4 protein-coding genes are annotated in these 4,400 nt (G+C 55.0%); 2 read left to right on the top strand and 2 right to left on the bottom strand.

Annotation, left to right across the window (positions count from 1 at the left end; translation table 11 throughout):
* Positions 1 to 50: 50 nt before the first annotated feature.
* Positions 51 to 578, top strand: coding sequence for a macro domain-containing protein (locus RT018_RS14135; RefSeq protein WP_312942935.1), 528 nt, complete (start codon positions 51 to 53; stop codon positions 576 to 578).
* Positions 579 to 645: 67 nt separating this feature from the next.
* On the opposite strand, the gene RT018_RS14130 is transcribed toward RT018_RS14135, so the two are convergent.
* Both RT018_RS14130 and RT018_RS14125 read right to left on the bottom strand, forming a co-directional pair.
* Positions 646 to 1,551 carry an EamA family transporter gene (locus RT018_RS14130; protein ID WP_312942934.1) on the bottom strand — a complete coding sequence of 302 codons (906 nt, stop codon included), beginning with the start codon at positions 1,549 to 1,551 and terminating at the stop codon, positions 646 to 648.
* A 92-nt stretch (positions 1,552 to 1,643) separates the two neighbouring features.
* Positions 1,644 to 2,909 (bottom strand): methionine gamma-lyase family protein, encoded by a 1,266-nt coding sequence (locus RT018_RS14125; RefSeq protein ID WP_312942953.1) that lies wholly within the window; start codon positions 2,907 to 2,909, stop codon positions 1,644 to 1,646.
* Positions 2,910 to 3,227: 318 nt separating this feature from the next.
* Between RT018_RS14125 and RT018_RS14120 the strand changes: the two genes are divergently transcribed.
* On the top strand, positions 3,228 to 4,376 hold the full coding sequence (locus RT018_RS14120) for a GGDEF domain-containing protein (protein ID WP_312942933.1): 1,149 nt from the start codon (positions 3,228 to 3,230) through the stop codon (positions 4,374 to 4,376).
* Positions 4,377 to 4,400 lie beyond the last annotated feature (24 nt).

The following is a 4,400-nucleotide window of genomic DNA, read 5'->3' as shown; positions in this document are numbered from 1 at the left end:
CCGCGTATAATTCAAAGAATATAAACTAAATTGCAGAAGGAGGTACCGTTATGAACCGATTTTCCATTCTTGTGGGAGATATTACCCAATCAGATGCGGAGGCCATTGTCAACGCCGCCAACGAATCGCTTCTTGGCGGCAGCGGCGTGGATGGAGCCATTCACGCTGCTGCCGGCCCGGAGCTTTTAGAGGAGTGCCGCACGCTTGGCGGCTGCCCGACGGGGCAGGCGAAATTGACAAGGGGGTATCGGCTGAAGGCCCGGTATGTGCTCCACACGCCCGGCCCGGTTTGGCAGGGCGGGCAATCTGGCGAGGCGGTGCAGCTTGCTTCCTGCTACCGTGCCTGTCTGTATCTTGCCAAGGAGCACGGGATCGAATCCGTAGATTTCCCTTGCATCTCCACCGGTTATCCTGCAACGCAGGCTGCCACAGTGGCCCTGCGGACAATCATGGACTTTCTTTACGAAAATGAAACGCCACGAAGCGTGCGGATTGTCTGCCACACGGAGGGCGCCGCCAAAGTCTGGCGGCAGACCTACAATTTCTGGTACGCCGGAAGCAAGGCGGACCGACTGTGATTTTGTCTAAAAAAGAGCCCTCTTCCCGCGGGAAGAGGGCTCTTTTTTAAACGTTTATGCTGGGCGTTTATGCGTCGAACACACCCAGAATTACAATACCCACGATCACAGTGGCAATCGCCGTGTAGTGCCGTACGGAAAGCTTTTCTTTCAGGAAAATGCGGCTCCACACCACGGATGCCACGCAGTAGGCCGAGATGATGGGCGCGGCCAGCATCACATGCTCTTCGTCTCCGATGGCGTAAATATAGGCGAACTGACCAGCCGTCTCGCACAGGGCGCCCACGTATTTAGGCGCTTCTTGCTTGGGAACCAGCGGTTGCTTTTTCACCAGCACCACATAGATAAAGCACACCACAGCGCAGACGAAAAACGTCAGCTCGTAGGCAACGTTGGCGGAGTCCTCGTTCAGCGTGCGCAGCACCAGAGAGTCTGCAAAGGTCCCCAGCGCGTCCAGCAAACAGTAGAGAATGGGCAGAACCAAGGCCAATGCGGATTTTGCGTATTTGTAATTGGATGCCTCCTGCCGCAGAGCGCGCAGGTCATCATCCTCGTGGGCCTCCACAATGCCAAGGCCCACAACGCCTGCACACACCAGCGCCACGGCGGCAAGTTGCCAGCCATTGACGTCACCCGCGCCGCCGGTAACCAGAATCAGCACCGCCACAAGCGCCCCGGAAGAATTGCAGATGGGCGAGGAAATGGACAGTTCGATGTACCGCAGGCCCACATAGCCAATGGTCATGGAAAGAATATATAGCGCGGAGACAGGAAGATACGTCAACAGGATGGAGACGGAAATCTCCGCCTCGCCGATAAAAATTTCATAGGCGGCATGAAGTCCCATCACAAGGCCCACGGCCATCACCATTTTCAGGTGAGCATATTTGTCCTGATCACGGCAGCCAATTTTGGAAAAAAGGTCCGACCCGCTCCAGCAGAGCAGGGTAATCATAGAAAGCCAAAACCACATGTAGATAAATCTCCTAAATTAAAATAATTGAGGTTTATCGGTTTTGGGTTGGAGGCGGCCTCCTCCTGAAAAAGTGATTGGGTGTAGACATGTTATAGCCTCACAATGCCGGCCTCGACCAGCTTTTGCAGGCTCATAAGGATGCCAAGCTTCGCGTGATACCACGTCAAGCCACCCTGAAAATACACAGCATAGGGCTCTCGGATCGGCCCGTCCGCGGACAGTTCGATCGAACTGCCCTGCACAAAGGCCCCGGCCGCCATAATCACATCAGACTCGTAACCGGGCATGGCCCATGGCTCCGGAGTAACGTAGCTATCCACTGGGGCCGCGGACTGGATGCCTTTGCAAAAGGCCACTATGGCCTCGCGGCTTCCCAAGGTGACCGCCTGAATAATGTCATTGCGATCCTCCGCCCCGCCGGGGACGCAGGCAAAGCCCAACCTTTCATAAATATTGGCGGCAAAAATGGCACCCTTGAGCGCACCAGACACCACCGTGGGAGACAAAAACAAGCCCTGATATAACGCGGGCATCAGGCCCAGGTTCGCACCCACCTCCTGCCCCAGTCCGGGGGCAGAGAGCCGGTAGGCGCACCGCTCCACGCATTCCTTCGTGCCGCAGATATACCCGCCCACAGGCGCAAGACCGCCGCCTGGGTTTTTAATCAGGCTGCCCACCACCATGTCTGCCCCCACGTCGGAAGGCTCCGCCAGTTCCACAAACTCGCCGTAGCAGTTGTCCACCATGCATTTTACGTCCGGCTTCACCGACTTACAAAAGGCGATCAGCTCCCCGATCTGGGAGACGGAAAAGCTGGGACGGGTGGCGTACCCCTTAGAGCGCTGAATGGTGATAAGCTTTGTGCGGTCATTGATTGCGGCTCTGATGGCATCGTAATCAAAGCTTCCGTCTTCTTTTAAGTCGGCCTGGGCATAGGTCACGCCGTACTCCTTTAAAGAGCACTTGCTCTCCCGGATACCGATGACCTCCTCCAGCGTATCATAGGGCGCGCCCACGGGAGAAAGCAACTCATCTCCCGGCAGCAGGTTGGCGGATAATGCCACCGCCAGCGCGTGGGTTCCACAGGTGATCTGCGGGCGTACCAACGCCGCCTCAGTGTGAAACACATCGGCGTAAATCCGCTCCAGATTGTCCCGTCCCTCGTCGTTGTAGCCATAGCCGGTGGTGGCGGCAAAATGGGCGGCGCTGACTCTGTTTTTCTGCATAGCCAGCAGCACCTTGCCCTGATTGTATTCCGCCGCCGCATCTATCTCTGCAAACCGCTCCCGCAGGGTGGTCAACACGGTCTCACCAACTTCATACACGGCCCGGCTCACGCCCAGGGCCTCATACATATCCTGATTGTTCAAGTTCTTCAATTCCTTTGCCGCCTTTGGATTCGCCGAAACGGCGGAGAACAGCAGCTTCCTTACTTTAGCATACCCGCTGTTAAAACGCAAGAAAAAGCAAGCCATTCATTCTCGTCCCTTCGTCGGAGACTGTCTATATATTTATGGAATATTTTTGTACAAATTGGAAAATTAGGGAAATTTCAGAAAAAGCTGATGACAAATAAAAGTCCGCCTGCTATAATAAAGCCTACTATTTAACTGAGTAATCAGGTATCCGTAAAGCGGGTCAGGTTTGCATTCTAGAAACGGGGGCGCAGGACATTGGAACAACCTTCGACTGAGCATCAGAGCGCGGAAGAAACGCCCGGAGACATTTCCAGCGCTTGGATGAAGCTTCACTTACTGATTATGTCCACCGCTGTTTTTATTGCCGTGGTGTTGGAGAGTCTGGTCCTTTTCGCGGCCGACTTTTTTCGGCTCCCCATCGCATCCACCGAGCGATATATGTTCCGGTTTATCATGCTTCCTTTAATTGTAAATCTTGTGCTGCTGTCTGCCTCTCTGCTGGCCCAGCGCAGCAAAAAGATAAGCGAAGATTCGCGCATTGTGATCATTTCTCTCTGCGGGGCGGGGATCGGGATTGTACTTTACACGGTACACCGTTTCTTTCCCGCCATGGACATGGCTCTCATGCTGCCGGTGATTTTGACGATTCTATACGGGCGAATTCGTCTGACCAGGATGGTGGGCGCGCTTTGTATTTCGGGAAAGGTTTTTTCCGATCTTTTCCTGAGTTGGTTTGCCGACGTTCCTCCCTTCCAACTGAGCGGACCCGAGGTTTTAAATCAGTTAATTTCCCTTTCCGTGCTGGCCACCTGCTGCCTGATTTCGAGCCTCTTGGTGCGGCTCTGCCGGCGGCAGATTGACTTCAGCGTCAACGCAGTTTTGGAGCAGCACCGGCTGCGGGAAAAAACGAGGACCGACAGCCTTACCGGCGTCGGAAACCGCAGAGCCCTGCAAACCGCCCTCTCCGAAGTCACCCGCAAGAGTCGTTCCCAGTGGTTTTTCGCCATGATGGATGTGGACCAGTTTAAAACCGTAAATGACAAGCTGGGGCATATACGGGGGGATTCCTATTTGCAGTCTCTGGGGCGGATTCTTCTGCGCTATGAGGACAATTCTTTCCGCTCCTTCCGCTTTGGCGGCGATGAGTTTTGCGCCATCCTTCAAACCCGGAACCTTGAGGACGCGGCTTCTTTGTGCAACCAAATTCAAACCGACTTTCTTCAGGTTGTAGAGGCAGATGCGGGCCCCATTCCCTCGGGTATCAGCATCGGGCTGACAGCCTGCGCCCCCGGTGAAGACCCGCAGACCCTTATGAACCGGGCCGATGCGGCCCTTTACCGAGCCAAGCGGGCTCATCGGGGCGGCGTTTCACTTTGGGAACCGGAGTTGGAGCGCGCAGAATAAGCCTAAGGGGTTTTTCGATTTGTA

The sequence above is a fragment of the Oscillibacter sp. genome (genome assembly GCF_032060045.1).
Lineage (GTDB): Bacteria > Bacillota > Clostridia > Oscillospirales > Oscillospiraceae > Oscillibacter.
This window is presented reverse-complemented; position numbering and strand designations above follow the sequence as displayed.

Bases quoted from the DNA above. Each gene is read 5' to 3' on its own strand.
- RT018_RS14135 (WP_312942935.1), top strand. From the start codon at position 51: ATGAACCGATTTTCCATTCTTGTGGGAGATATTACCCAATCAGATGCG.
- RT018_RS14130 (WP_312942934.1), bottom strand. From the start codon at position 1,551: ATGTGGTTTTGGCTTTCTATGATTACCCTGCTCTGCTGGAGCGGGTCG.
- RT018_RS14125 (WP_312942953.1), bottom strand. From the start codon at position 2,909: ATGTATGAGGCCCTGGGCGTGAGCCGGGCCGTGTATGAAGTTGGTGAG.